The organism is Salisediminibacterium halotolerans, from assembly GCF_003814815.1.
In the GTDB taxonomy this organism is placed as follows: domain Bacteria; phylum Bacillota; class Bacilli; order Bacillales; family Salisediminibacteriaceae; genus Salisediminibacterium; species Salisediminibacterium halotolerans.
Window position 1 is genome coordinate 187,483 of sequence record NZ_RKQQ01000002.1, and the last position, 25,201, is coordinate 212,683.

Sequence of the window (25,201 nt, forward strand, 5' to 3'; positions counted from 1 at the left end):
ATAATGATGGACAAGCAGGCAAAACAGTCTGACCTGGTGTCTATGAAAGGAACTCGCGACGGTCTGGCCTTTTACTTTGATGAAAATGCGGGTTTCACAGAGGTGAAAAACGAACTTCATGAATTATTAAAAAAACAGCCGACATCCCGCACGGCCGTCCAAGCTAAGATTGTTCTTGGCAAGCGCTACCTTTCTGACGACGAAGCGCAAACGCTAAAAGACGAACTTTCGAACCGTCATAACATTGAGATTTATGAGATTGAAAGCGACGTAATGACGAAAGAAGAAGCCGAAAGTATCCGGCGTGAACAGCAGGTAAATAAAGTGTTTCGCGTTATTCGTTCCGGACAAGTGATGGATGTAGAGGGCGATCTGTACTTAATTGGCGATGTTAATCCTGGAGCTACTGTGAAAGCAACGGGGAATATTTATATTCTCGGCTGGCTTCGCGGAACGGCTCATGCCGGGGTTACCGGCAAAACGGATAAAGTTGTCTGCGCGGCAAAAATGGAGCCGACGCAATTAAGAATTGCAGCCTACATTCGACGTGCGCCGGATAAAGGGGCAGAGGAAGATACGGAAGAACCAGCGATCTCAGAAGGAGAGCTGGAATGCGCTTATGTCGATGAGAAAGGAAATATGCTCATTGACCGGCTGCAAAAAGTGCCGATGAAACATCGGTCTTAAAAACGAACCGCCCGGCGAATTGCGGGAATGAAAGGGGAGAGACTAGTGGGAGAAGCCATTGTAGTCACATCTGGAAAAGGCGGTGTCGGAAAAACAACGACGACAGCGAATATTGGAACAGCTCTGGCGCTTTCAGGAAAGAAAGTGTGCTTAATTGATACGGATATCGGATTACGTAATCTTGATGTTGTTATGGGGCTGGAAAATCGAATAATTTACGATTTAGTCGATGTTGTGCAGAAAAATTGTAAGACACACCAAGCATTGATTAAAGATAAACGTTTTGATGAACTTTATGTCTTGCCTGCAGCTCAGACAAAAGACAAATCAGCTGTAGATCCGGAAGATTTAAAGGCGTTGATTTTTGAACTGAAAGCCGATTTTGATTATATATTGATTGATTGTCCCGCCGGAATTGAACAAGGGTTTAAAAATGCTGTTGCCGGCGCCGATCAAGCCATTGTTGTTACGACGCCGGAAGTTTCCTCTGTTCGTGACGCAGATCGAATTATCGGACTGTTAGAACAAGAAGCGCACGTTCATACAAGAAGGATGGTTGTTAACCGCATTCGCAACCGTATGGTTGAAAGCGGCGAGGCGATGGATGTTGACGAGATTGTCACCATTCTCGCTATCGATTTGCTGGGAATCGTGCCTGATGATGACCAAGTGATTAAATCTTCAAATAATGGGGACCCGATTGTGATGGATCCCAAATTAAAACCGTCGATTGCGTACCGAAACATTGCCCGCAGAATTAATGGTGAAAGCATCCCGTTGATGTCGCTTGAAGAAGAGGACAGCGGCATGTTCGGCAAAATGAAAAAAATGTTCGGCATGAAAAGATAACGCTCAACAGCCCGCATTCGGTTAATTTCCGGCGGGCATTTTCATTATTCATTGAGCTGTTTTATGAGAGGCAGGGAGAAAAAGCATGAGCAAGCGCGCTCTTTATCAAAAAGGATTGATCCTGATGTTTATATTCGGTTTGACGTCAGCATGTTCAGATGATGAACCCGCTCGTCCTGTATCGGATGATAACGGGTTCGGCTTTGCAAACGAGAATGCTGAAAACGCAGAAGAGCCAGAAGAAGAAGTGACGCTTACGTATGCCCGCAGTTATGATGCTACGGGAGCAACAGAGCAGCTGATCGACGAGTTTGAAGAGAGTCATCCGAACATTCGGATTGATTATACGGAAATGCCTTCGGATACGAACGAAGCAAGAAAGCAGTACATTGAAGTTTTCACTGACGATAACAAAGAACTCGATGTTTTCGAAGCCGATATGATCTGGATGGAAGAATTCGCTGATGAGCGGTTCGTTTTGAATTTGGATCCGTACATTGAGGAACACGGCATTTCGATGAACGAATTTTTTGACGGCGCTCAAGATGCCGCGGAATATGCCGAGATTCAATGGGCGATGCCGCAAACGATGGATATCGGCTTGCTCTATTACCGATCAGATATCGTCGATGAACCGGCTGAAACGTGGGAAGATCTGTTAAGCGATGCGGAAGAATTGGCAGGAGAAGAAGAGACGCAGTATGGATATTTGTTTCAAGCCGGCCGTTATGAAGGGTTGAATGTGAACGCATTAGAAATCATCCGCGGTTATGGCGGAGAACTTATTGATGAAGACGGTGATGTAACAGCTGATTCAGAGGAGACGATTAAAGCGATCGAGATGTTAATCGAATTGGTCAATGCCGACAGCACGCCGGAAAATATTCTCGATTTTGATGAATCTCATACACATTATGCTTTTATTAACGGCAGCGCTGTATTTGCACGAAACTGGCCGTATATGCAGTCATTAACAGAAGAAGAGTATACAAAAACAGCTCCGCTTCCAGCTGAATCAGGCGAAAGTTCGGCTGTTCTCGGCGGTATGATGGCGATGATTTATGCAAATACGGAATACCCGGATGAAGCATGGACGTTTTTGGAGTTTATGACCGGAGAAGAAGGGCAAAAAATCAACGCAGAAGAAGGCGGACGCGCACCTTCACGAGAAACGCTCTACGAGGACAGCGATGTTACCGAAGCGGTACCGTTATTCGCTGACGAAGACTTCGTCAATACATTGGAAGAAGCGAGACCGCGTTTTACCGGCAGATCCTATCATGAAACATCTGAAAACGTACAAGAGGAGCTTCACGCGGCGGTATCCGGTGAACAAACGGCAGCGGAAACGAGCGCTAATCTGCAGGAAATGCTCGAAGAAATAGTTGATTAACAGGCCCGTGTAAAGGAGCGTTAGAAAATGTATCAGGTGCTCATTAACCGTAGTATCGAAGATGTGCGCGGAGCCGTGTTGGAAAACGGCCGGGCGGCTGAATTTTTGCTTGAACCGCTTAGGGAGAAAGCTGCAGCAGGTTCGGTGATCCAAGCGAAAGTGAGAGATATTCTCCCGGGCATGGATGCAGCCTTCGTCGATATCGGCACAGGTAAAAACGGTTTTTTATACAAAAAAGAGTTGGCGGCTTATCATTGGGCTGCGATGTCCGAATCAGCTGCAAAGAAAAAAGAAAAACCGATCCACGCGTATCTTTCAAAAGGACAAGAGATTATTGTGCAAGTAAAAAAGGAAGCGGACGAAACGAAAGGGGCGAAATTGACAGAATTGCTGTCTTTGCCGGGCCAGTATTGTGTCTTCTTGCCGAACGGGGATTATATTGCGGTTTCAAAAAAGATGTCCGCCGAGTCTGTGCGGGAACATTGGCGAAGCTGTGCACGCGAATGGCTTCAAAATCGCGAGGGAGTGATTATCCGCACGGAAGCAGAGAGTGTCTCAGCGGATTTGATTGTACAGGAAATCCGCGCTTTGCGGGCTGCATATGAAAGAATTCTTGCACAAGGGCGGCGTCATTCGGGCGAGATCCGTCTTCTTTTTAGCGAGTCTTCTGTCGTAGCAAGAGTCAGAAGAGACTTTCTGCCTAAGGCAAATACAGAAATTATTTGCAATCATTTGAACGATTTCAAAGAGCTGACCGGTCATGAGAACCCTGAACATGGAGCAAATGTCCGGCTTTCAAGTGATGACAACCTTTTTAGCACCTATGCTCTTGAACCTGAGATGGCTGAGGTCATGAACCCGAACGTTCCGCTTCCTAGCGGAGGGTTTTTAAAAATCGAACTGACAGAAGCGTTGACGGTAGTCGATGTCAATAGCGGTAAATACACCGGCAGCCGCGGACTAAAAGAGACGTCAGTAAAGACGAATATCGAAGCTGCTGAGACGGCAGCCCGGATGCTGCGGCTGAGAGATTACAGCGGTTTGATTGTGATTGATTTCATCGATATGGACGAAGAGGCGGAAGCGCAGGTTTTAGCTGTTATGAAAGAAGCGGTTCAAGCTGATCGGACTTTGACGAACGTGGTCGGATTTACTGGCTTGGGGCTCTTGGAAATGACGCGTAAAAAAGTGCGCGATTCTCTGCCGGAACGGGTTTCGGCAGCATGCACATGCTGCGGCGGAACAGGCCGTATTGAAGATGCAGAAGAAATCGCGCTGAGGCTGGAGCGAACCGTTTTGGCAATGAAAAAAATGGCTGACGAAGCGTTATGGATCGAAGCGTCGCCGAGTGTTTACGCTCTTTTTGCGCAAGCTGATAAGGCTCGGTGGCACCGTTTAGAAGAACATTCAGGGAAATATTTGCAAATTACCGTTGCTGAAAACGAACCAGCTTTCCAAATTCGCAAAACCGGTTCGAAAATTGACGCAGAACCAGGGCATTACAGCAATTGACACACTGTTTCCCGCGTGGTATGCTGTTGGTTGTCAGTTGTTTGGAGCACCCAAAGAACTACAACCGCACGGATCGGGTATTGATAAGCAACGCAGTTGCACCCGTTAAGGCGAGTCTGAGTATTGAAGGAGGTGCGCATATGTACGCAATTATCGAAACAGGCGGAAAACAAGTACGAGTTGAAGAAGGTCAAGAGGTTTACGTGGAAAAGCTTGATGCTGAAGAAGGCGGCAACGTCACGTTTGACCGTGTCCTTTTTGTCGGCGGAGACAACGTGAAAGTCGGTTCCCCGGTCGTAGACGGAGCAACGGTCACAGCTAAAGTTGACAAACAAGACCGCGCAAAGAAGTTGACTGTTTTCAACTATAAAGCAAAGAAAAACTATCACCGCAAGCTTGGACACCGTCAACCGTATACGAAAGTTACGATTGATAAAATCAATGCATAAGGATGACAGCTGATGATTTCTTTCGAAGTTAACCGCAGAGCGGACGGGGCGATTGAAGCCTTCACAATGAGCGGGCATGCTGATTCAGGGCCCTATGGTTATGATATCGTCTGCGCCGGTGCTTCGGCTGTCTCGTTTGGAGCTGTCAATGCGATTGCAGAGCTTGCCGGAATTTATTTAGAAACTGACATGCAAGATGAGGGCGGATATCTTCACTGCCGTGTTCCTGAGATAAGTGATCACGATACGGAAGAAAAGGTTCAATGGCTGCTCGAAGGAATGATTGTTTCGATGAAAAGCATTGAAGCGAATTACCGTCAATTTCTCCGCATGGAATCAAATTAAGCAGGAGGTGAAGACAATGTTCTTGAACTTGGACCTTCAATTTTTCGCACAGAAAAAAGGTGTAGGAAGCACGAAGAACGGCCGTGATTCGATTGCTAAACGTCTCGGTACAAAAACCGGCGACGGGCAAGAAGTTACCGGCGGTTCGATTCTTGTCCGCCAGCGCGGCACAAAAATTTACCCAGGTGTTAACGTCGGTATCGGCGGTGACGATACTTTGTTTGCAAAATCAGACGGTGTTGTCCGTTTTGAACGCGTCGGTAAAAACCGTAAGCGCGTGAGCGTTTATCCGGTCGCAGAACCGGTCGAAGCTTAACATTTGCATGAAAAAATACCCACTCTTACTAAGAGTGGGTATTTTTTATGTTTTATTGACAGTAATAATAACAAAAAGATTGAAAAAAAGACTGAAACGTCGGATTGAGTTTGCATAAATTCGGGTAAAGACGATTAGCCTTTGAAAAGATCATGGATAGTGCGCGGAATAATGCGCTTAACACGATTGTTCATTTACATACAGGTACAGAAGTTCTGACGGCGATCCGTTAGTCTTCGTCGATGGACCGGACGGCTAAAGGAGGAACCATAATGGACGAACAGCTTCAAAGAGCCCCTTGCGCTTATTTTGTGATGGACAAAAATTATATCATTGAGAATTTTAACGATGCATTTCTTAAGTTGTTAAACGTGAGTGCGGCAGAAATTAAAGGGAAACCGTTGTACAGCCTTTTAACAAAATCAGCAAAAGTTTATTTTCAAACATACTTTTCCCCGATTTTTTCTATGAAAGAACAAATCGATGAGTTCTACACAACGTTTGAAACGGCTTCCGGCCCTGTGCCGGCCATTTTGAATGCGGCTGTTCATGAAGAAAAAATTGAATGCGCTGCAATGGAGATGCATGTGGAAAATCAGTACGAACAAGAGATGATTGCCGAGAAGAAAAATGCTGAACGAATTTTACAAAACACAGATGAAGCTTACACAAATTTATTGGAAGTGATGAATGAATATAAACAAAAACGGAAAGAATTAACGGAATTGAATTTGAAACTGAGCGAACTGTCAGTTACCGATCCGCTGACTAATTTGAAAAACCGCCGGTTTATGGATCAGCGCATGAGTTTTATTTTAGATCATGCCGCGAAGGAAAACGTCCCCTTTGCTTTGGCAATGCTGGATATTGATCAATTTAAATCGATCAACGAAACCCACGGGCATGTTATCGGGGACGATATTTTAAAGCAATTCAGCAACATTTGTACATCCGAAACGCGGAGTGAAGATCTCGTTATTCGCGTCGAAGGTGAAGAATTTATTATTGTTATGCCGTCGATGGAACTGGAAGAGGCGGCTGCCGCTGTTGATTGTATACGTTTAAAAGTTGAAGAAACTCCATGGAACTACGGAGATATTACGGTAAGTGCCGGAGTGACGGTGTATCGCGAAGGAGACACGCAAGAGAGTTTGATTCAAAGAGCAGACAAGGCGCTGAATATGTCTAAAGATGACGGGCAGAATAAAGTTTCTCTTCACGACGGCGAAACGACTGTTCCGTTTGCTTAGTTTAGATCATAAACGTGAAAACAAGCCGGACCTAATTTTGGAGGTCCGGCTTGTTTTCGTGCGCATATTAGAAACTTCTTCTTGCATTCACAGCATGAATATTTTTAAATTGAGTAAACGGCCTTGAAGAGGAGAATCTAATGGTATATCAATTTGCAGCAATGAGTGAAGCGCATGCAAGCGAAATTGCAGCGTGGATGTATGAACCGCCGTACGATTTTTATGATATGAAAGACGAAATCGGAGCCGAAAAGGAACTGTTGGACGGTTCTTATTTAGCCGTTTTTGATGAAAGCGGCCTCGCGGGTTACGTCTGTTTCGGCCGCAACGCAAGAATCCCGGACGGCGAGAAGAAGGGAATGTACACAGGCACAAATGTGCTGGATATCGGATTGGGCTTGAAACCTGATCGTACCGGTAAAGGCGAGGGAGCAGTTTTTTTACGCGAAGTGCTTGATTACATTGAACAAATGCAATCGGTTTCGCTCGTCCGCTTAACGGTTGCGATGTTTAATGAACGGGCGATCCGCGTATATAAATCCTGCGGTTTTATTACCGTACAGCTGCTGCAAACGAACGCGTCTCATGATGAGCGCACGTATGTCATTATGGAGTGCCGGGTATAACAGCGGTCTTTCTACGTCGTCAGAAGACCGTTGACATCGGCGGAAGAATTGCCTATGATAGCGAAGACATCAGCTGTACAGAAGAAATGAGGAATACACATGGCGGAGAAAATGGAATCTTACAACGAGAAAAACATTATCTTCATCGGATTTATGGGGGTCGGTAAAACAACTGTCGGCCAAATAGTCGCAGAAAAACTTTCCCGTCCGTTTATCGATATCGATAATGAGATTGAAAAAGCATTTAACAAATCGATTCCTGATATTTTTGCTGAGGACGGTGAGGCGGCATTTCGCGAAAAAGAACGGGAATTGATGCGTCAGCACTGTCTTGACCGTTTAAAAGTCATCTCGATCGGCGGGGGCGCTTTCCAAAACGAAGAGATCCGAAAAATCTGCATGGATCATGCAATTGTGATATTTTTAGACATCTCTTGGGAGTCTTGGCGTGAACGGATGGATTCTCTTGTCGATACCCGTCCGGTCTTGCAAAATTCTACAGATGACGAAATTAAAGATTTATTTTACCGCAGAAAAGCTGTGTATGCCGAACATCATCTGCGAATTGATTCGGATGAACAATCATCTGAGGAGATTGCCGACTATGTAACAAAGGAATTAAAACATAACAAATCGTTAAGAAATTAAGCGACCAATTTTTTATGATTACCACGTGCGAAGGGGAAAACATTCATGGATGAAAACAAGGTTCCAATGCCCTTAATTTGTATGCCGATTGTCGGAACAACGCAGGAGGAAATAAACGCTGAAGCAGTATTTGCGTTTAGCAAAGATCCGGATATAGTGGAATGGCGAGCCGATTATTTTCAGGATGTCGACGATAAAGACAAAGTAATCGCAGTGCTGCAATCATTGCGCCAAACGCTTCCGAATCAAGCCGTTTTATTTACTCTGCGTAACGAAACAGAAGGCGGAAACCCTAATCAGTTAACCGAACATGCGAGGTTCTCTTTATATCTCGATGTTTGCCGGTCAGGACATGCGGATTACATCGATACCGAGCTGAACAATGATCATGACCAATTAAAAAAGCTTAGAAATGAGACGCAAAAACACAATGTGAATTTCATCTTATCATTTCATGATTTTGAACAAACGCCGGCGGAAGAACAATTGAAAATTAACGCGGATGTTGCTGTGAGATTGGAAGCTGATTATTTTAAATTTGCCGTCATGTCAACGGTGAAAAATGATATTTTGACAGTGTTTCGTGTGACAGAAGACGTTTCGCATTCCATTCAGCCGATTTCAATGGCCATGGGCGTTTACGGTAAAATGACGCGGGCAGCCTCGTGGACTTTTGGATCAAAAGTGACTTTTGCTCAGGGGCGGAAGAGTTCTGCGCCAGGCCAAATGACGATCGAAGAATTGCGAACATCAATTGATAACATTCGTACACTTGTCTGATGGTCAATCTGCAATGTTTAATGCATTGCAGATTTTTTTATTTAATCGCTGGTGAAAGGAAAAGAATTTTAACGTGAAAAAACTAGATTAGAAAGATTTTTAACACCAGGTACCAAAAACAGCTTGCAAGACCAGGTCTCGATTGATAGACTGAATCTATATTCGTGAATGAATGAACATTTAGCAGTAACGGATGTAATTTGAGGGAAGATGGGGGAATGAACGATGAAAATGCCTGAGCTGAAAATTGCACATATGAAACCGAAATGGCCGATTATTCAGGGGGGAATGGGTGTCGGCATCTCACTGAGCAACTTAGCTTCTGCTGTTTCCAATGCTGGCGGAATCGGAATTATTTCCGGCACAGGGCTGCCGGTTGATGAACTGAGAAGCCATATACGAAAAGCGCGCGAAAAAACGCAGGGAGCCGGGTACATCGGGGTGAACTGCCTTTACGCGATGTCTGATTTCGCTGTGACGATGAAAGCCGCTTTGGAAGAGAAAGTTGATTTCATCATTTCCGGAGCAGGTATTTCAAGAGATATGTATAACTGGGGAAAAGCTTATGACACGCCGGTAATCTCGATTGTATCATCGGCAAAACTTGCGAAGATGTCAGAAAAACTCGGTGCTGCCGCTGTTGTGGTTGAAGGAAATGAAGCCGGCGGGCACCTCGGCACGGAAGAACCGCTGTTTGACTTGCTTCCGGAGATTGCTGAAGCCGTTGACATCCCTGTTATTGCTGCAGGCGGAATTACCAGCGGGACAGACGTTAAACGTGCGCTTGACTGCGGAGCTTCAGGGGTGCAAATGGGCACACGTTTTGCTGCCAGTTCGGAGTGCGACGCTTCCCAAAGTTTTAAGGAAAAGATCATTCAGGCGAAAGAGACCGTTCTCATGGACTCAGTTGTCGGTTTGAAAGGCAGAGCGATCGCGAACAATTTTACGGAAAGTATAAAAGGCGACGCGAAGCTGCCGATCAACAAATGCGTATCGTGTCTGAAGAAGTGTTCGCACCAGTACTGCATTTATCAGGCTCTCTTGTCATCGATGAACGGTGACACAGATAACGGACTGGTTTTCAGCGGGGCAGGCGTTGACCGTGTGAATACGATTAAGTCAGTCCAAGAGATTTTTCTTGATCTGCAAAACGAAATTGCTTATTCATAGAGCTCTATCGAGTTGAAAACCGCTCTTTTAAGAGCAGTTCTCAGACGATTATTTTGATGCAAGCCACGCAGCCACTACCCTCCGCTTGCCCCGGGAAAGGACTCAGCTAGGATTCGGCGGCCTCAGACCGCCGAATCCGGATCTTTGTCTCTTGCTTTCAAGGCTGCTGAAAAAGTAGATGACCAATTGAGTGACTGCATATTTATTCTCCCTTATAGATTGAGAAGTTTTATGAGACTGGAGCAAACTCGACGCCTGCGGGAAAAGCAACTGCCGAAGACCCCGCAAGAAGCGGTTCGCTTCTGAGGAGGCTGAGGCGTTGCCCGCGGCAAGCGAGTTTGCGGAGGGCTCATAATATTCTTTATTTTATGCGGCTCATAAATAAACGCCTGATTTGTTTATCCAGCACTTTTTCAGCAGCCTCCTTGCTTTCCCGGAGGCGTCGGAGGAGTGGCTGCGTGGCTTCTTTTTATGAATAGGCTCGCTTTAAAAAAAAGACGATGCGTCCTCATCCGGTCTTTAATCAAGTTAACATATGACGATAACATGACTTTGTCTACACTCAAGAACCGCTCTTAAAAAAGGCGGTTCTTGTTGTTTAATTGTGGCGGAATTTTGACGATCTTGCTCTCAGTGATTCAGGTCACATCAAGTTGTTCCGGCGCACGTTACCCTAGGACATGTGAACAGGTAAGCAACCAACTGGGGGAGGAATCATTTATGAGTATGTTTTGTAATCAATGCCAGGAAGCGTTAAGAAATATCGGTTGTGATGCGATGGCCGGTGTGTGCGGCAAAACGAGCGAGACAGCCAATTTGCAGGATTTGTTGATTTATACGTTAAAAGGTGTCGCTTTTTTTAATCAAGAAGCGCGTGAGCACAACTTAAATCATCCCGCTACTGACAGATTGATCATGGACGGATTATTTACAACAATTACGAATGCGAACTTTGATCCTGAATCTGTCGCTGACCGAATTGAAACAGCACTTGACGAGCGTGATGAAATCAAAGGCCGTTTACAAAAGCAAGGTTTGTATGAACAACAGCTTGAACCGGACTATGTCATGTGGCGCACGGGAAGAGACGGATTCGAAGCAAAATCGGAAGAAAAGCAAGTAGGATTGCTTTCGGCTGATAATGAAGATGTTCGCAGTCTTCGCTCTTTAGTTCTATTCGGCCTGAAAGGAATGGCAGCATACGCAGAGCATGCATTGAATCTCGGGTATAAAAAAGCGGATATTTCCCGGTTTATCGAACGCGCGCTTGTTGCAACGGAAGATGATTCTCTCTCAGCTGACGATTTGACAGCTCTTGCAATGGAAACAGGCAAGTACGGGGTCGATGTGATGGCTTTATTAGATGAGGCAAACACAACGACCTACGGTCACCCGGAAATGACAGAAGTTTCGATTGAAGTGCGCAACAATCCGGCGATTCTCGTCAGCGGTCACGATTTAAAAGACTTTGAAGAACTGTTAAAACAGACAGAAGGTACAGGTGTCGATGTTTACACGCACTCGGAAATGCTCCCGGCGAACTATTACCCGGCGTTTAAAAAGTACGATCATTTTGTCGGCAATTACGGCAATGCTTGGTGGAAACAGAAAGAAGAGTTTTCCAGTTTTAACGGTCCGGTACTGTTTACAACCAATTGCATTGTACCGCCAAGAGCCGGCTATGCAGACCGTGTTTACACAACCGGCGCTACGGCTTATCCGGGATTCCCGCACATTCCGGATCGTGAGGACGGAGAAGAGAAAGATTTCACGCAGATTATTCAACACGCGAAGCAGCTTGAAAGCCCGACACAAATTGAAGAAGGTTCGATTGTCGGCGGATTTGCCCACAACCAAGTAACGCAGCTTGCTGATCAAGTTGTCGATGCAGTTAAAACCGGAGCGATTCGCAAATTCTTTGTGATGGCCGGCTGTGACGGACGCATGATGTCACGCGAGTATTACACAGAGTTTGCTAAACAGCTTCCGAAAGACACCGTGATTTTAACCGCCGGCTGTGCAAAGTACCGGTATAACAAACTCCCGCTCGGTGATATTAACGGCATTCCGCGCGTTCTGGATGCCGGGCAATGCAACGATTCCTATTCATTGGCTGTTGTAGCGATGAAACTAAAAGAAATTTTTGAACTAAACGACATTAACGAATTGCCGATTGAGTACAACCTTGCTTGGTATGAACAAAAAGCGGTTATTGTCTTGCTGTCGCTTCTTCATCTCGGCGTGAAAGACATTAAACTCGGACCGACGCTCCCGGCGTTTCTGTCCCCGAATGTCGCGCAAGTTCTCGTTGACAAATTCGGAATCAGCGGGATGACAAATGTTGAAGATGATATGGCCGTGTTGAACGCTTAATAATCAGCACTATAATCCCTGCTTTGTATGCATCGGCGTACAGAAGCAGGGATCTTTCTATTTAGATATGAATAAACGGTGACAATGATGGAAAAGCAATTTCCAGTCGGTGAATCAAAGGTATAATAGAGGAAGAAATCTCAAAAAGGGTGTGATACCATGCTACCGTTACTCGACCGTTTTGATCAGCATGATTACGATATTATCACCGCGAATGCCAAAGAAAAAAAGGTTGCAGAAGGCGGTCACGTTTTTGTTGAAGGCAAACCTTCAAACTAAATATTCTTTATTTTACGAGGTGTCGTACGTGTGTATAAAGAAATCACACCGGAAAAAGAAATTACTGTTTTCGTCCGCTCAAAAATGGACTCTGTCGGCGAGATCGGTATTTTCAGCGGCGACACGTATTCGAACTCAGCACAAGCGATGACAGAAACGGTTCTTTATGTCATCGAACGTGAAACGATGGAGCGAATTATGGCGGAAAACGGCCGGATCGGCCTGCATTTCACCCGTTGGATTGCCGAATCGCTTGAAGCCAGCAAGGCGAAACTGCGGGATTATTTATCGTTTGGTTCGGAAGGGGCGGTCGCTTCGTTTTTCATTCGCGCAGCCAATTCGAGCGGCAAACAGATGCCGGACGGCATTTTGATAAAAGAGCAGTTCGCTGTGCAAGATATTGCCAAACATCTCGGGATTTCCCGCGAGACGGCAAGCCGGATTATCAGCCGTTGGAAACAAGAGCAAATGCTCGAGAAACGTTACCGGCATTATTTGATAAAAGACCTTGAATCGTTTCGGCAAATGCTCTCATGTGAAACATGCGGCGTTCATAACTGTGTACTTTAAAACACCCTGCGATGCAGGGTATTAGACTGTAGACAAACTATATTTTGATGTCAGCCATGAATCCACTGCCCTCCGCTTGCCCCGGGCAAGGACTCAGCTAGTATTCGGCGGTCTGAGGCCGCCGAATCCGGATCTTCGTCTCTTGCTTTCCCGGAGGCGTCGGAGGAGTGGATGCATGGCTTCTTTTTTTATGAATACATTCCATTCAAAAAAGGAGGATGACCCAGCATCCCGGCTTTCTCCTGCGGGATAGCGAGACAGGCGAGACCCTGCAGGGCATAAGCCCGAAGCGGCTCGGCGCTCGCCCGCGGAAAGAAGTCGGACGATGCGTAGTCATCCGTTCCTTTTAACATGACATCTAACGATGTCATGACTTTGTCAACACTCTGACACCCTGCGATGCAGGGTGTTTTAATTTTTGTGAATGTTTCGTGTGATAACTGTCACAAAAACAAACTGTTTCGTTACTGCTTTGTGACACCTTGTTCTATGTGATTTCTGTCACTTCATTTATCGCTCTTTGCTTGGTTAAATAAATGTATAACTAATCACAGGACAGGGGTGAGTGCAGTGAGAAATCAACGCTCGCGCATTTGGGACAAATGGAAATACATGAAACCGAAAGAAACGTATGCAAACAATCACAGTGAATTAACCGAAGAAAGCCGCGATTGGGAAGCGATTTATAAACGCCGCTGGCAGCACGATAAAGTGATCCGCTCTACGCATGGGGTGAACTGTACAGGGGCGTGCAGCTGGAACATTTTTGTGAAAGACGGCATTGTGACATGGGAAGGACAAAGTTTGGACTATCCGTCGACCGGACCGGACATGCCGGAATATGAACCGCGCGGATGTCCGCGCGGAGCAAGTTTTTCTTGGTATATCTACAGTCCGCTGCGGGTGAAATATCCGTATGTAAGGAAAATTTTGCTCGATATGTGGCGAAGCGCCCGAGAAGAACACAGCATGCCGCTTGAAGCGTGGAAAAGCATCGTTGAGAATCCAGCGAAAGCGAAAGAATATAAACAGGCAAGAGGGAAAGGCGGTCTTGTCCGCGGCACCTGGGACGAAGTTCGGGAAATGATTGCTGCATCCATGCTCTATACGTCGCTGACGTACGGACCGGATCGAAATGCCGGCTTTTCTCCGATTCCGGCGATGTCGATGGTTTCACATGCCGCAGGGGCGCGTTTTATGAACTTGATGGGCGGGCCGATGCTCAGTTTTTACGATTGGTATGCTGATCTTCCGCCGGCTTCGCCGCAAGTATGGGGAGACCAGACAGATGTGCCGGAAAGTTCAGACTGGTTTAACTCCGGCTACATTATGACTTGGGGATCGAATGTGCCGCTGACAAGAACACCGGACGCACACTTTTTGTCGGAAGCAAGGTACCGGGGAACAAAAGTCGTTTCCGTCAGCCCGGATTATGCGGAATCGACAAAGTTTTCCGATACATGGCTGTCCGTTACGCAAGGCAGTGACGGGGCGCTCGCGATGGCGATGGGCCATGTGATTTTGAATGAGTTTTACAACAAACATCAAGAACCGTATTTCCATGCATATGCAAAAGAATATACCGATATGCCGTTTATGCTGACCTTAAAAGCAACGAAAGACGGCTTAACGGCTGACCGGTTTTTACATGCAGCCGATCTCGGTCTTGATGTTGACAACGATGCTTGGAAACCGCTCGTGTTTGATGAAAACAGCAAAGAATTTAAAATCCCTAAAGGGACGATGGGTTCACGCTGGGAAGAAAAACAAAGCTGGGCGCTGGAAATGACCGATGAAGTTACCGGCAAAGCGATCGAACCAGCATTGACACTTCTCGGGCAAGAAGAGGAGATCAAGACAATTGCGCTGCCGAATTTTACAGATGATACGCATCGGGTGAATCAACGGAATATCCCGGTTAAACGGATTGAGCGTAACGGCGAAGGCACTTATGTGACAAGCGTCTTCGATGTCATGATGGCTAATTATGCGATTGATCGCGGTATCGGCGGCGAAGCAGGAGCAAACTACGATGATCTCCAGCCATTCACACCGGCTTGGCAAGAAAAAATAACCGGTGTTGAACGGGAAAAAGTAATTCAGATTGCGAAAGAATTTGCGCAAAATGCAGCTGATACGAAAGGTCGTTCGATGATTATTATGGGGGCGGGTATCAATCACTGGTATAACTCGGATACGATTTACCGCGCTGTACTGAATTTGATTTTGCTCGTCGGCGCACAAGGCGTCAATGGCGGCGGCTGGGCCCATTATGTCGGACAGGAAAAATTGCGTCCGGCTGAAGGTTGGCAGACCGTAATGAGCGGGAAAGATTGGCAAGGTCCGCCGCGCTTGCAAAACGGCACCTCTTTTTACTATTTCGCTACGGATCAATGGCGTAAGGAAGTGGCCGGTTTTGTCGAATCCGGAAATGATGAAACGGAAGAAACCGCTGAAATGTTTCGTCATATTAAAGTGACGTTAGAAGATAATCAAGCAGCGGTGAAGGAAGTGGACGCCGAATTTTCTTCCTTGGTTGAAGTTATTAAAGAAATCGGTTCAGCGTCGGATAAAGTTGCCAGGTCTGCTCAGGAATTAAATGAGAAAGCGCGGGATGCCTGATCCTGCGTTTTTTTACGGTGTTATGCTTGTTTTTTTGACGCGCCGGTTTTTACTCCGGTAAACTGAGTGGAGAGGAGGGAATCGATTTGGGAAAAAGAGACCTTTCAACCTTGGAACATCATTTGTTTGTCTGTCAAGGTGATACGTGCAAGAAAAACGGTGCTAAGCAGCTGCGAAAAAACCTCAAACAAGCCGTTGAAGAACGCGGCTTAAAAAAAAGTGTACTCGTCACAAAAACAGAATGCCTTGATCGGTGTAATGATAAGTGTACAGCTGTGGACTACCCGGCCGGTGTGTGGTACAAAGACCTCAACCTAACTGATGCTCCCAAGCTGGCAGAGATGATAGAAACGAACGACGTATGGCCGGAAAAAACGAGTTACATTCGTGATGAAAGGGGATTCTCCAAAGAGATGCCCTCGTCCGTTAAAGTTTTTTATCCGGAAGGGAAAACTAAACCGGAAAAAGAAAAGAAGAAAACGAAAAACAAGAAGAAGAAAAAATCTAACTAGGCTGGAAGTGGTGACTGTAATGGAAATTGAGATGATTAAATGCCATGGTTCAGGCAATGACTTCATCATTATTGATGAAATGGATGACAGCTATCATTTGACAGAAACGTCGCGCATTGCGTTGACGAAAGTGTTGGCAGACAGAAAAGGTCCGGCAGGATCGGACGGTTTATTGTTTATTCAAACGAGCAGCGAAGCGGATGCACGTATGCGTATGTTCAATTCGGACGGAAGCGAAGCGGAAATGTGCGGAAACGGTTTAAGGTGCGTGGCGCGCTACATTCTTGAGCGATTCGGCAAAAAAGAGGCTGTAATAGAGACGATGCAGGCAAACTTAGCCGTTGCTGAAACAGAGGCGATTTTTCCCGATGTGCCCACTTTTGAAGTAGCGATTGAACCTGTGTTGCTCGATCCGGCATCATTGCCGTTAACAACTGATTATACGCCGCATATCGAAAAACCAATTCCAGAGCTGGATATAAAACGCACTTATACAGCGTTGAGTGTTCCTAATCCGCATTTAGTTTCGATTACAGACGCGCTTTCGCCGGAAGAGGTTGAAAAAGTCGGCCAGCAGGCAAATGAGAATAAACGTTTGCTTCCAAATGGAACAAACGTAAGTTTCCTTTCGCCGATAGAATCGCAAAAAATATTTGTCAGAACGTTCGAGCGGGGCGTCGGACTGACATCTGCCTGCGGGACAGCGATGTCCGCGTCCGCGCTCGTTTCGATATTAGCAGGCCATAACAATTTGAACGAAGTGATTACTGTTTTAAATCCTGGAGGCATGGTCCAATGTGTCGTCCGTCAAACAGGCGATGACGGCTATACGATTCGGTTAAGGGGCAATGCGACATACGAGTTCTCCGCAGTTGTTTCTATTGATCCTGAAGATATGACGTTTGCGGAACTAAACGAGATGTCGGTGTATGAAGATGAAATCGCCGGATACGAAAAACTGGCGCAAGCAGCGGCAGAACTCAGTGCACAGTAAAAGAGACCCGGCCTTAGAGCCGGGTCTCTTTTTTCTCATGCCAATCAAGTTTAGCGCACGTTCATCTCTTTTGGTTCAGGACCTTGACGCTCACCGTTGTCAAGCTGATTAATCTCAGCGATTTCACTTTCGGATAAGGAAAAATCAAATACGTCGAAATTTTCTTCGATACGTTTCGGCGTGACGGATTTTGGAATCACAATGCTGTTTCTTTCCAGGTGCCAGCGAATAATCACCTGTGCGGGAGTTTTATTATGAGCTTTGGCAATCGTCTGAATCGTTTCATTTTGCAGCACTTCTTTTCCTTGCATCAATGGGCTCCAAGCTTCGAGATAAATGTTATGTTGATCAAGAAATTGTTTGAGTTCTGTTTGCTGCAAATAAGGATGGCATTCGACTTGATTGACTGCCGGTGTAACAGTGCACTCATCGAGCAGGCGCTGAATGTGATCGATATCGAAGTTGCAAACGCCGATCGCCTTTGTTTTCCCGTCTTGATAGAGCTTTTCCATCGCTTTGTACGTGTCGACATAGTCATCGTACTCTGGTGTCGGCCAGTGTATTAAATAAAGATCAACGTAATCCAGCCCGAGACGTTCAAGGCTGTCTTCCATAGCTTGCAATGTGTTGTCATAACCTTGATCGGCGTTCCAGACTTTCGTTGTAATAAAAAGCTCCTCGCGCGGGATTCCTGACTCTGCAATAGCTTGTCCTACCCCGCGTTCATTGCGGTAAATCATTGCCGTGTCAATTGAGCGGTATCCGGTTTCTAAAGCTTTTTTCACTGCCGGCGCTGCTTCCTCTTCAGGGACTTGCCATACGCCAAACCCGATTTGCGGCATTTTCAATTGATTATTCAATGTAACGATATCCATATGTATCACCTCTGAGCTTAATTTTGAAACCAGTTTCAGTATAGCATTGATTGAAAACGCATGCACGATTTGATAGATAAGGAAATTGACCTTTACGCCGGGCTCTTGTAAAGTAATAGGGGGAATTTAGTTGTGAGGTGTGTCAAATGAAAATTGATAAATTTAAACGAAACTGCAACTGGTTCATTGTTGCTATGCTTATCGTTGCAGCGATTCACAGTTTTTTCTATGTTGTTACGCAAGACGGACATAATATCGCACAAATCATCGTGGCCGTTTTTGCGGCAGGGTATTTTTTCACTTTGCATCGGCCAAACGTGTCAGCTTACGTTGAAGCAGACCGTTCCGGAAACAGAGGCGGCGGTTTGTTAGCGATCGGTTTAGCCTCTGCTGCAGGGTTGTATATCATGGTTAGCGGCATGCATCCGGTCATTGTGATTTTGCTATCGGCCCTTTTCTTTATCAGTGCGGCCGTATTTATTTTTTTATTGACCGTTTATGAAAAATTGAATATGCCGGATGCTGATGATATGGAACCGCTCGATAACGATGAAATGGTCCTTGCCAATGATGCTCTGATCGGCGTGAAGCGCGGCCGGCGCTTAGACCTTCTCTACATTGACCGCGGAAACGGCCGCGAAGCGATTCCGGTGATGACCCAGTTAACGTATGCAACGATATATGATCCGTTTGTGAAAGTTTCAGCGGAAGAAGACGGTTATTCAGGTGTTCTTTATTGTTCCATGGACCAGTTTAAGCTTCTTAAAGAACGAGCGCCTGATGATCAGCAGCCGTAGCGGAAGAAGTTGGAATGTGATACTATAGAAGCGGAATGAACGCGATGAGGAGGCTCTTTACATGAAGTTTATAGCGGTAGACAACGAGAACATTACAAACCCAAAGATCAATTTGGCTATTGAAGAGTATGCGTTGAAAAATTTGCCGATTGACGATTCATATTTGCTTTTTTATGTCAATGAACCGAGCATTATTATCGGAAAGAACCAAAATACGCTGGAAGAAATCAATAAGGATTATGTCGATGAACACGGCATTCACGTTGTCCGCCGTTTGTCCGGCGGAGGCGCGGTGTACCATGACCTAGGCAATTTAAATTTCAGTTTTATTACGAAAGATGACGGCAACAGTTTTCAAAACTTTCAAAAGTTCACTCAGCCTGTCGTTGATACATTGAATAAAATGGGGGTTGAAGCGGAACTGAGCGGCCGCAACGATATTCATGTCGGGGAACGGAAAATTTCCGGCAACGCCCAATATACGACTCGGGGGCGCATGTTCAGCCACGGAACATTAATGCTTGATTCAGAGATAGAAACCGTTGTCAAGGCGCTGAACGTCAGTGACGAAAAGATTCGTTCAAAAGGGATTAAATCGATCCGCAGCCGGGTTGCCAACATCAACGAATTTCTGGAAGAGAAAATAACGGTCGCAGATCTGAAAAAAGCGATCCTCGAGTTCGTATTCGCAGAAGGGGATGTTGAGACGTATGAACTGACAGATGAGGATTGGGAAGGTATTCATGAAATTTCGGAATCGCGTTATCAGAATTGGGATTGGAATTACGGGCGCAATCCGAAATTTGATTTGCAGCGTTCAAAGCGTTTTGATGCGGGAACGATTGACATTCGCCTTGATGTTAAAAAGCAAGTCATTCAGGATGTGAAAATTTTCGGGGATTTCTTCGGCGTCGGAGATGTGTCTGAGGTGGAAGAGATGCTGAAAAATGTACCGTATGAAAAAAATGCGATTCATGAAGCCTTGAGCGATCTGGACATGAGCTATTATTTCGGCCGGATCTCCCGGGAAGATTTCATCGAATTAATATACTGAGCAAAAATGATCCGCTCCCGAAAGAGGAGCGGATCATTTCAGACTGTCGACAAACGATTATTTTTGATGTCAGCCATGAATCCACTACCCTCCGCTTGCCCCGGGCAAGGACTCAGCTAGTATTCGGCGGCCTTAGACCGCCGAATCCGGATCTTCGTCTCTTGCTTTCCCGGAGGCGTCGGAGGAGTGGATGCATGGCTTCTTTCTTATGAATAGGCTTGCTTTAAAAAGAGGATGACCCAGCATCCCGGCTTTTTCCCGCGGGAAAGCGAGACAGACGAGACCCTGCAGGGCGTCAGCCCGAAGCGGCTCGGAGCCCGCCCGCAGGAAATAAGCCGGACGATGCGTCGTCATCCGGTCTTTAATCAAGTTAACATCTGACGATAGCATGACTTTGTTAACAATCTGAAATGATCCGCTCCCGAAAGAGGAGCGGATCATTTTTATGCTTCTTCAGTGTTTACTGCTGCGTCCAACGCGACGTGAATCATATCGTTAAACGTTTCTTGACGCTCCTGCGACGTTGTTTCTTCACCGGTTAATATGTGGTCGCTTACTGTTAATACGGACAGCGCGTTGACATTGAAGCGCGCTGCGATCGTATAAAGGGCGGATGTTTCCATCTCAACAGCGAGAACTTGATGGCGGGCTAATTCGGGAACAAGATTTTTATCTTCATTGTAGAAAATATCGCTCGTAAAGACGCTTCCAACCTGTGCGGTTAAGTTTTGTTTCACAGCGCCGTCGTAGGCTTTTTTCAAAAGACCGAAATCAGCTGTCGGAGCAAAATCAATCCCGTTAAAATGGTGGTTATTTGCACTGCTGTCCGTCGACGCACTCATCGCAATAATAACATCGCGGACTTTGACATCTTTTTGAATCGCACCGCATGTGCCGACGCGGATCAAGTTTTTCACACCGTATTCATTGATCAGTTCGTGCGTATAAATGGAAATAGACGGTACGCCCATGCCGGTTCCTTGTACAGAGACGCGCTTGCCTTTATACGTTCCTGTATAACCGTACATGCCGCGGACTTCATTGTAGCAGGTGACATCTTCGAGGAAATTGTCAGCAATAAATTTTGCGCGCAAAGGATCGCCGGGCAGTAAAATGGACTCCGCAATATCTCCTTTGTTCGCTCCAATATGTACACTCATTTTACATCAACCTTTCACGTGGATTTTAAATGCCGGAGAAAGATGTCTGACATCTGTCCTCTCTTTTGCTAGCATATTCACTTCTTAACGTATCATATGAAACCGTTTTATGCCAGATGAAATCGAAGAATTATCAAAAACTATAAGGTTTCCTGGCCGGGAGACCAATCGGCAGGACAAAATCCTTCTGCTTGCAACGCCTGAATAACGCGAAGGATCTCATCAACGTTGCGTCCGGTATTGATCGTATGAATGACGGAATACTGCAGCTCGCCTTCCGGACTGATAATGAACAAACCGCGCAAAGCGAACCCTTCATCTTCCATAAGCACGCCATATTCATGAGAGACCCGGTGATTGGCATCGGAAGCCAACGGAAATGCGAGTTTTTCCAGACCTTGCTCAGTGCGCGGCGTGTTAATCCATGCAGAGTGAGCTTGGACCGAATCGGTTGAGATTCCGATAATATCGACATCGAGTTTTTCAAATTCTTTAAAGCGGTCGCTTAATGAGGTGATTTCAGAAAGACAAACAGGCGTGAAATCCATCGGGTAAAAAAACAACACCGTCCATTTATCTTCCTTCATAATTTCTTCAAGCGTGATTTTATGCATTGATTTATCCGGCAAAACGGCATTCATTTCGAAACGGGGCGCCTGTTTGCCGACCATTCGTTTTTCCGACATAATGTTCCCTCCCGTGAATAATACTTCGTTACGTCTCGTTGCCGGATGCTAAGACGCGGTTAGCGTATTGCAACAGTTCGTCAGCTGTAATGTCCGGGTTTTCGAGCTGGATAATTTCTAATTCAAATAAAATATCTTTGAAATGCGGCCCCGGCTTGAAACCGGCATTAATGAGCTCCTTCCCGCCGACAAGCGGGGTGAGCTGATTTCGTTTTATAACATAATTAATTCCGGCTTGACGCAATTCAGCATCGGCAAAAACGAGAGCGCCTGCTAAAGATTCATTTTTCGTTTGCGACAGCTGGCGATGCCACTCACCGGTTTGCGAAGACGCTGAAATGGCCGCTGAATCCGTCATCGATGTTACGGCGTGCAGCGTTGTATTCAGTATGTGCTTGTCATCTTTAGATAAAGCGAACGTCGCAGCATGAATCAACGCTTGATGATGATCTTGAAACATCACAAATAAATATTCAATCCAAAACGATGGTTTCATTTTAACATGATTTGCTTCGAATTCCTTTCTGACATCTGTAAGGAGCTGAATTCTTTGCAAAATTGTTTTTTCAGACAGCGAAGTGGAAATGATATAATTCAAACAGGACAAATCGATCATTCGTTTGGCGCCTGCGGGAGCATCTTCTTCATAAAACATTTTTGAAAGCTCGCCGGCAAGTCTCGCTTTGGAAACGGAGCGGAGATTATTGGCAGCTTGACGGGCGAGTTCATGTGTTTGCGCATCCATCTGAAACGAAAACCGCGTTTCAAAACGAATGGCCCGTAAAATTCTCGTCGGATCTTCGACAAAACTTAAATTGTATAAAACGCGGATACGCCCTTTGTTAATATCTTCATAGCCGTGAAAGTAATCAAGCAGATCGCCGAATTCTTGCGTGCTGATACATACACCCATGGCATTGATCGTAAAATCGCGGCGGAAAAGGTCTTCTTTAATCGTCGACATTTCTACTTTTGGAAGTGCAGCGGGAAAGTCATAATATTCTGTCCGGGCGCTTGTTAAATCGACTTTAAATCCGGACGGATGCTTCCAGACAGCTGTGCGGAATTGTTTGTGCGTGCGGATCGACCCCCCGTAAAGTTTTTGCAGCTCTTCGGCAAGCAAGATGCCGTCGCCTTCAATGACAATATCCATATCGACGTTATCCCGGTTTAACAGGAGGTCCCTGACCATGCCGCCGATTAAAAAAGCGTTCATATCCCGTTCGGCTGCTTCTTTGCCGATGAGTTCCAACAATTGAAAAATGACGGGAGGGAGCTGTTTTTTCATCGTCTCCGTCACTTGACGCTTCATGGGAATTTTCGAACGGGTCGATAGCGACAAATGGACGCTGCGCTTTCCGTGCATGGCTCGAATGACATCCGAGCGGGAAACAATCCCTACAAGCTCTTTGTTTTCAAGTACCGGAAGGCGCCCGACTTGATCATCAATCATGTACTCGCGAATTGTTTCAATTGTCTCATCAGCAGAGATCGTTATCGGCTCCCGGGTCATATACCCTTTTACAGGCGCATGACCGAGCTGATGATGCAGCGCCTTGTCGATATCCCGTCTTGATATAATTCCGATGACCTGCTCATTTTCAACAATAGGGAAACCGGTATGACCATAGCGATAGAGCATTTTTGATGCAGTTTCAATCGTCGTTTCCGGAGCGATGACACGAACGGGAGAACTCATCAGCTCTTTTGCGGTTAAAGCCGGTCGGACAATTGAAGAAATGTTCTGTTCAATTTGCTCAAGGACGTTGCTTAACGGGTCATCTTTAACGTTGGCAGAAGCAGCTTGTTCATGCCCGCCGCCGTTAAAAGCTGCCATCAGCGGAAGCAAATTGACGCGTTCTGACTGCCCTCTTCCGGTGATGAATGTTTTATTTTCCATTTTGACCGCTGCGATAACGGCGTCGGCACCGGTTATTTGAATCAGCTTTGCGGCAATATCGGCTAAATGGCCGGTGAAATGAGACTGCAGGTGGCTGGTGATACAAATGTCTAAACCGTCGATGCTGCGAATATCAGCTTTTTGCAGCAGCGTTCGGAAAAGTTTTTGTTGTTCGCCTTTTAACGGCGGTTCACGGAACTGATCGACAACTCGTAAATTCGCGCCGTTTTCGACGAAAAAAGCCGCAGCGCGAAGATCGCGTCCGGTCGTTGACAGATAAGAAAATGAACCTGTGTCCGAATAAACGCCGAGAGCGAAAACAGTAGCTTCAAACGGCGTAACTGCAATTTGTTCGGCTTGCAGTTTTTCCGCCAATATCGTTACCGTAGCCCCGGTTCGCTCAATTTGCTTTGTTGCGTTTTTCAGCGTGTCAGCCGTTTCAGGATGGTGGTCGTACACGTTCAATGTGAGCGATTCTGCAGAGGGGAGTTTATCGGCAATATCGCCGATTCGGTTGAATGAATTTGTATCGACAAGAATGATTTCAGTCACAGAAGGAAAAGATACTTCTTTTGCCGAAATAGTTGGGAATGTATCCTTATAAATAGCAAAAAAATGTTCCACTTCTGCTGAAAGCTTATCAGGAAGGACCATTTTAGCTTCAGGATAAAGTTTTTGCGCTGCCAACATAGATGAAAAACCATCAAAGTCAAGATTAGTATGTGATAAAATAAGTTTCAATGATATCCCTCCGACAACCGGCGTTAACAGAAACAAGCATCCTCCTGCGGGAAGATGCCTTCAAGTTAAGACTTGCGAATCGTAAATGAGCTGATCATTAAAATTGACAAGATTAAGATAATAAACATAAAGATATGCGGTTCAACAGCCGTGTTCAGTAAATGACTCACGGTTAAAATACACCCGGCGCCGGTAATCGGCAGACCGACAAAATAGCCTTCTTGTTCGGAAACGTTAAAACGTGCAAGGCGGATGGCGCCGCAGGCAATAAAGATAACGGCTGCCATCGACCCGGCAATCCCGAAATCTTGCAATGTTGATTGATAAATGAGCAATGCGGGGGCAAGACCAAACGATATAAGATCACATAATGAGTCCAATTGTTTGCCGAGCTCAGATTCAATATTCATTTTTCGGGCTATTTTACCGTCCATTCGATCAAAAACAGCTGCTATGCAAATAAGCGCAACGGTTAATCCGAATTGTCCTTGCAAAACAAAAATTATTGCCATGCTTCCAAGGCCTAAATTCACGATCGTCAGCATATTTGCAGTTTGGCTTCGTACACGTCTTGTACTATTGTCCATCAACTGCTGAAGCAGAATCATGGCAT

Annotated in this window: 25 protein-coding genes, 1 pseudogene and 1 other annotated feature; of the genes and pseudogenes, 19 read left to right on the plus strand and 7 right to left on the minus strand. The window is 45.8% G+C overall.

All coding sequences use genetic code 11. The features are described from left to right. Positions 1–6 precede the first annotated feature (6 nt). The 14 genes from minC (at position 7) to EDD67_RS03870 (ending at position 13,247) form a co-directional block, all read left to right on the plus strand. The gene (minC, locus tag EDD67_RS03805) at positions 7–687 is read left to right on the plus strand and encodes a septum site-determining protein MinC (protein ID WP_158638146.1); all 681 of its coding nucleotides are present in this window, start codon (positions 7–9) and stop codon (positions 685–687) included. 45 nt (positions 688–732) lie between these two features. After that, positions 733–1,536, plus strand: coding sequence for a septum site-determining protein MinD (gene minD, locus EDD67_RS03810; RefSeq protein ID WP_093072039.1), 804 nt, complete (start codon positions 733–735; stop codon positions 1,534–1,536). Between the two features lie 85 nt (positions 1,537–1,621). Further along, positions 1,622–2,929, plus strand: a complete 1,308-nt coding sequence (locus tag EDD67_RS03815) for an extracellular solute-binding protein (protein WP_121439026.1) — start codon at positions 1,622–1,624, stop codon at positions 2,927–2,929. A 27-nt stretch (positions 2,930–2,956) separates the two neighbouring features. Then, on the plus strand, positions 2,957–4,441 hold the full coding sequence (locus tag EDD67_RS03820) for an Rne/Rng family ribonuclease (RefSeq protein WP_121439025.1): 1,485 nt from the start codon (positions 2,957–2,959) through the stop codon (positions 4,439–4,441). A gap of 52 nt (positions 4,442–4,493) precedes the next feature. Continuing rightward, positions 4,494–4,569: a sequence feature (ribosomal protein L21 leader region), on the plus strand. A gap of 12 nt (positions 4,570–4,581) precedes the next feature. Beyond that, the gene (gene rplU / locus EDD67_RS03825) at positions 4,582–4,890 is read left to right on the plus strand and encodes a 50S ribosomal protein L21 (protein WP_093072036.1); all 309 of its coding nucleotides are present in this window, start codon (positions 4,582–4,584) and stop codon (positions 4,888–4,890) included. Between the two features lie 12 nt (positions 4,891–4,902). Further along, on the plus strand, positions 4,903–5,235 hold the full coding sequence (locus tag EDD67_RS03830; protein ID WP_093072035.1) for a ribosomal-processing cysteine protease Prp: 333 nt from the start codon (positions 4,903–4,905) through the stop codon (positions 5,233–5,235). Between the two features lie 16 nt (positions 5,236–5,251). Next, complete coding sequence (rpmA, locus tag EDD67_RS03835) at positions 5,252–5,551, plus strand: 50S ribosomal protein L27 (protein WP_093072034.1); 300 nt, start codon at positions 5,252–5,254, stop codon at positions 5,549–5,551. 272 nt (positions 5,552–5,823) lie between these two features. Then, positions 5,824–6,801 (plus strand): sensor domain-containing diguanylate cyclase, encoded by a 978-nt coding sequence (locus EDD67_RS03840; protein WP_158638145.1) that lies wholly within the window; start codon positions 5,824–5,826, stop codon positions 6,799–6,801. Positions 6,802–6,941: 140 nt separating this feature from the next. Beyond that, a complete protein-coding gene (locus EDD67_RS03845) occupies positions 6,942–7,427 on the plus strand; it encodes a GNAT family N-acetyltransferase (protein ID WP_121439023.1) in 486 nt (161 codons plus the stop codon). Between the two features lie 99 nt (positions 7,428–7,526). Further along, positions 7,527–8,075, plus strand: a complete 549-nt coding sequence (locus EDD67_RS03850) for a shikimate kinase (protein WP_093072300.1) — start codon at positions 7,527–7,529, stop codon at positions 8,073–8,075. Positions 8,076–8,120: 45 nt separating this feature from the next. Beyond that, positions 8,121–8,855, plus strand: a complete 735-nt coding sequence (gene aroD, locus EDD67_RS03855) for a type I 3-dehydroquinate dehydratase (RefSeq protein WP_093072301.1) — start codon at positions 8,121–8,123, stop codon at positions 8,853–8,855. A gap of 225 nt (positions 8,856–9,080) precedes the next feature. Further along, entirely contained in the window at positions 9,081–10,025 is a 945-nt protein-coding gene (locus EDD67_RS03860; RefSeq protein ID WP_121439022.1) for an NAD(P)H-dependent flavin oxidoreductase, read from the plus strand. Positions 10,026–10,745: 720 nt separating this feature from the next. Then, on the plus strand, positions 10,746–12,398 hold the full coding sequence (gene hcp / locus EDD67_RS03865) for a hydroxylamine reductase (protein ID WP_121439021.1): 1,653 nt from the start codon (positions 10,746–10,748) through the stop codon (positions 12,396–12,398). A gap of 288 nt (positions 12,399–12,686) precedes the next feature. Continuing rightward, entirely contained in the window at positions 12,687–13,247 is a 561-nt protein-coding gene (locus EDD67_RS03870) for a Crp/Fnr family transcriptional regulator (RefSeq protein ID WP_277872113.1), read from the plus strand. 188 nt (positions 13,248–13,435) lie between these two features. Here EDD67_RS03870 and EDD67_RS03875 read toward each other — a convergent pair whose 3' ends face one another. Then, entirely contained in the window at positions 13,436–13,618 is a 183-nt protein-coding gene (locus EDD67_RS03875; RefSeq protein ID WP_121439020.1) for a hypothetical protein, read from the minus strand. Between the two features lie 199 nt (positions 13,619–13,817). Here EDD67_RS03875 and EDD67_RS03880 point away from each other — a divergent pair. The 3 genes and pseudogenes from EDD67_RS03880 to dapF form a co-directional block, all read left to right on the plus strand. Beyond that, positions 13,818–15,653: pseudogene (locus EDD67_RS03880) on the plus strand (molybdopterin-dependent oxidoreductase); the annotation flags it as partial. Positions 15,654–15,955: 302 nt separating this feature from the next. Further along, a complete protein-coding gene (locus tag EDD67_RS03885) occupies positions 15,956–16,381 on the plus strand; it encodes a (2Fe-2S) ferredoxin domain-containing protein (RefSeq protein ID WP_121439018.1) in 426 nt (141 codons plus the stop codon). Between the two features lie 19 nt (positions 16,382–16,400). Then, positions 16,401–17,375 carry a diaminopimelate epimerase gene (dapF, locus tag EDD67_RS03890; RefSeq protein ID WP_121439017.1) on the plus strand — a complete coding sequence of 325 codons (975 nt, stop codon included), beginning with the start codon at positions 16,401–16,403 and terminating at the stop codon, positions 17,373–17,375. A gap of 50 nt (positions 17,376–17,425) precedes the next feature. Here the strand turns inward: dapF and EDD67_RS03895 are convergent, their stop codons facing one another. Further along, positions 17,426–18,250 (minus strand): aldo/keto reductase, encoded by an 825-nt coding sequence (locus EDD67_RS03895; protein WP_121439016.1) that lies wholly within the window; start codon positions 18,248–18,250, stop codon positions 17,426–17,428. A 146-nt stretch (positions 18,251–18,396) separates the two neighbouring features. On the opposite strand from EDD67_RS03895, the gene EDD67_RS03900 reads away from it, so the two are divergent. Together EDD67_RS03900 and lplA are read left to right on the plus strand one after the other, a co-directional pair. After that, positions 18,397–19,047, plus strand: a complete 651-nt coding sequence (locus tag EDD67_RS03900) for a hypothetical protein (RefSeq protein ID WP_121439015.1) — start codon at positions 18,397–18,399, stop codon at positions 19,045–19,047. 61 nt (positions 19,048–19,108) lie between these two features. After that, the gene (gene lplA / locus EDD67_RS03905; RefSeq protein ID WP_121439014.1) at positions 19,109–20,101 is read left to right on the plus strand and encodes a lipoate--protein ligase; all 993 of its coding nucleotides are present in this window, start codon (positions 19,109–19,111) and stop codon (positions 20,099–20,101) included. A gap of 132 nt (positions 20,102–20,233) precedes the next feature. On the opposite strand, the gene EDD67_RS03910 is transcribed toward lplA, so the two are convergent. The 5 genes from EDD67_RS03910 to pssA form a co-directional block, all read right to left on the minus strand. Then, positions 20,234–20,491 (minus strand): hypothetical protein, encoded by a 258-nt coding sequence (locus tag EDD67_RS03910; RefSeq protein ID WP_123875798.1) that lies wholly within the window; start codon positions 20,489–20,491, stop codon positions 20,234–20,236. A gap of 53 nt (positions 20,492–20,544) precedes the next feature. Beyond that, complete coding sequence (gene deoD, locus EDD67_RS03915) at positions 20,545–21,261, minus strand: purine-nucleoside phosphorylase (RefSeq protein ID WP_093072317.1); 717 nt, start codon at positions 21,259–21,261, stop codon at positions 20,545–20,547. Positions 21,262–21,401: 140 nt separating this feature from the next. Further along, the gene (locus EDD67_RS03920) at positions 21,402–21,947 is read right to left on the minus strand and encodes a peroxiredoxin (protein ID WP_093072318.1); all 546 of its coding nucleotides are present in this window, start codon (positions 21,945–21,947) and stop codon (positions 21,402–21,404) included. 28 nt (positions 21,948–21,975) lie between these two features. After that, positions 21,976–24,588: a CBS domain-containing protein gene (locus EDD67_RS03925; protein ID WP_123875799.1), complete on the minus strand. Its 2,613-nt coding sequence runs from the start codon at positions 24,586–24,588 to the stop codon at positions 21,976–21,978. A 65-nt stretch (positions 24,589–24,653) separates the two neighbouring features. After that, positions 24,654–25,196 carry a CDP-diacylglycerol--serine O-phosphatidyltransferase gene (pssA, locus tag EDD67_RS03930; protein WP_121439011.1) on the minus strand — a complete coding sequence of 181 codons (543 nt, stop codon included), beginning with the start codon at positions 25,194–25,196 and terminating at the stop codon, positions 24,654–24,656. Between the last annotated feature and the right edge of the window lie 5 nt (positions 25,197–25,201).

Excerpts from the sequence above, each read along its gene's own strand:
- minC (WP_158638146.1), top strand. The coding sequence starts at position 7 with ATGGACAAGCAGGCAAAACAGTCTGACCTGGTGTCTATGAAAGGAACT.
- EDD67_RS03815 (WP_121439026.1), top strand. The coding sequence starts at position 1,622 with ATGAGCAAGCGCGCTCTTTATCAAAAAGGATTGATCCTGATGTTTATA.
- EDD67_RS03820 (WP_121439025.1), top strand. The coding sequence starts at position 2,957 with ATGTATCAGGTGCTCATTAACCGTAGTATCGAAGATGTGCGCGGAGCC.
- rplU (WP_093072036.1), top strand. The coding sequence starts at position 4,582 with ATGTACGCAATTATCGAAACAGGCGGAAAACAAGTACGAGTTGAAGAA.
- EDD67_RS03830 (WP_093072035.1), top strand. The coding sequence starts at position 4,903 with ATGATTTCTTTCGAAGTTAACCGCAGAGCGGACGGGGCGATTGAAGCC.
- rpmA (WP_093072034.1), top strand. The coding sequence starts at position 5,252 with ATGTTCTTGAACTTGGACCTTCAATTTTTCGCACAGAAAAAAGGTGTA.
- EDD67_RS03840 (WP_158638145.1), top strand. The coding sequence starts at position 5,824 with ATGGACGAACAGCTTCAAAGAGCCCCTTGCGCTTATTTTGTGATGGAC.
- EDD67_RS03845 (WP_121439023.1), top strand. The coding sequence starts at position 6,942 with ATGGTATATCAATTTGCAGCAATGAGTGAAGCGCATGCAAGCGAAATT.
- EDD67_RS03850 (WP_093072300.1), top strand. The coding sequence starts at position 7,527 with ATGGCGGAGAAAATGGAATCTTACAACGAGAAAAACATTATCTTCATC.
- aroD (WP_093072301.1), top strand. The coding sequence starts at position 8,121 with ATGGATGAAAACAAGGTTCCAATGCCCTTAATTTGTATGCCGATTGTC.
- EDD67_RS03860 (WP_121439022.1), top strand. The coding sequence starts at position 9,081 with ATGAAAATGCCTGAGCTGAAAATTGCACATATGAAACCGAAATGGCCG.
- hcp (WP_121439021.1), top strand. The coding sequence starts at position 10,746 with ATGAGTATGTTTTGTAATCAATGCCAGGAAGCGTTAAGAAATATCGGT.
- EDD67_RS03875 (WP_121439020.1), bottom strand. The coding sequence starts at position 13,618 with ATGACATCGTTAGATGTCATGTTAAAAGGAACGGATGACTACGCATCG.
- dapF (WP_121439017.1), top strand. The coding sequence starts at position 16,401 with ATGGAAATTGAGATGATTAAATGCCATGGTTCAGGCAATGACTTCATC.
- EDD67_RS03895 (WP_121439016.1), bottom strand. The coding sequence starts at position 18,250 with ATGGATATCGTTACATTGAATAATCAATTGAAAATGCCGCAAATCGGG.
- EDD67_RS03900 (WP_121439015.1), top strand. The coding sequence starts at position 18,397 with ATGAAAATTGATAAATTTAAACGAAACTGCAACTGGTTCATTGTTGCT.
- lplA (WP_121439014.1), top strand. The coding sequence starts at position 19,109 with ATGAAGTTTATAGCGGTAGACAACGAGAACATTACAAACCCAAAGATC.
- EDD67_RS03910 (WP_123875798.1), bottom strand. The coding sequence starts at position 20,491 with ATGCTATCGTCAGATGTTAACTTGATTAAAGACCGGATGACGACGCAT.
- deoD (WP_093072317.1), bottom strand. The coding sequence starts at position 21,261 with ATGAGTGTACATATTGGAGCGAACAAAGGAGATATTGCGGAGTCCATT.
- EDD67_RS03920 (WP_093072318.1), bottom strand. The coding sequence starts at position 21,947 with ATGTCGGAAAAACGAATGGTCGGCAAACAGGCGCCCCGTTTCGAAATG.
- pssA (WP_121439011.1), bottom strand. The coding sequence starts at position 25,196 with ATGATTCTGCTTCAGCAGTTGATGGACAATAGTACAAGACGTGTACGA.